The 998-nt window shown below is 75.2% G+C and carries 1 protein-coding gene; it reads left to right on the top strand.

Annotation, left to right across the window (positions count from 1 at the left end; genetic code table 11):
* Positions 1-921 (top strand): PASTA domain-containing protein (locus tag HMPREF3159_RS08475; protein ID WP_141748139.1); only part of this gene is annotated, 921 nt, incomplete at its 5' end.
* Between the last annotated feature and the right edge of the window lie 77 nt (positions 922-998).

Raw genomic sequence — 998 nt, 5'->3', positions numbered from 1 at the left:
CGGCACCTGCCCGTCGGCGCGCGCCGCCGCTCCCGGCCGATGGCCGCGCTCGCCGCGCTGAGCCTCGTTGCCGTGCTGGCGGGCGGGGCGTGGACCGGCGCCGACTGGTATCTCGAGACCGGCCCCGGCGCCGACCGGACCGTCCCGCTCGTCACCGGCACCCCGCTGCAGGACGCGGAGGCGGAGCTGACCGCCTCCGATCTGACCGTGCGGACCCAGGAGCGCTTCGACGACACGGTCCCGGCCGGGCACGTGATCTCCGCGGAGCCCTCGACCGGCACCACCCTGAAGAAGGGCAGCGACGTCCACCTCGTGGTCTCCAAGGGGGTGGAGACCTTCCCCGTCCCCGCGCTCGAGGGCACCGGCGTCGAGGCGGCGCGCGAGCAGGTCGAGGCGCTCGGGCTCGAGCTGGTCGAGGACGAGGCGGAGTACTCCGAGACCGTCCCCCAGGGCGTGGTGATCTCCCAGTCGGCCGAGGCCGAGGCCCTTCCCGAGGGCGGCGAGGTCCACGTGGTCGTCTCGCAGGGCCGTCAGCCGCTGTCCGTGCCGGACCAGACCGGCGCCCCCGCGGCCTCGGCGCGCTCCGCCCTCGAGGCGGCCGGGTTCCGGGTCACGAGCGCGGAGGCGCACTCCCCGTCGGTCCCGAAGGGCTCGGTGATCTCGCAGTCCCCCGCCTCCGGCACCCTGCACCGCGGGGACACCGTCCACATCGTCACCTCGCTCGGCCCCGAGATGGTCACGGTCCCGGACGTCTTCAAGAAGCCCGAGGCCGAGGCCCGCTCCGCCCTCGAGGCGGCCGGGTTCACGGTCGAGGTCGTCCATGACAAGGGCGAGCCGGTCTTCGGCCAGGTCTACGAGCAGACGGCCGCGGCGGGAAGCCAGCAGGCCAAGGGCTCGACGATCACGATCAAGGTCTTCTGAGCCCCGGAGCCGGGGCGGCGAAGGTCCGGCGCTCGTGCCTGCCGCGCACGACGACGGCGCCGCCCCGATCGGGGCGG

Source organism: Brachybacterium sp. HMSC06H03, from assembly GCF_001807385.1.
GTDB classification, from domain to species: domain Bacteria; phylum Actinomycetota; class Actinomycetes; order Actinomycetales; family Dermabacteraceae; genus Brachybacterium; species Brachybacterium conglomeratum.
The sequence above is the reverse complement of the archived record's forward strand: the minus strand, read 5'-3'. Positions and strand labels throughout refer to the sequence as shown.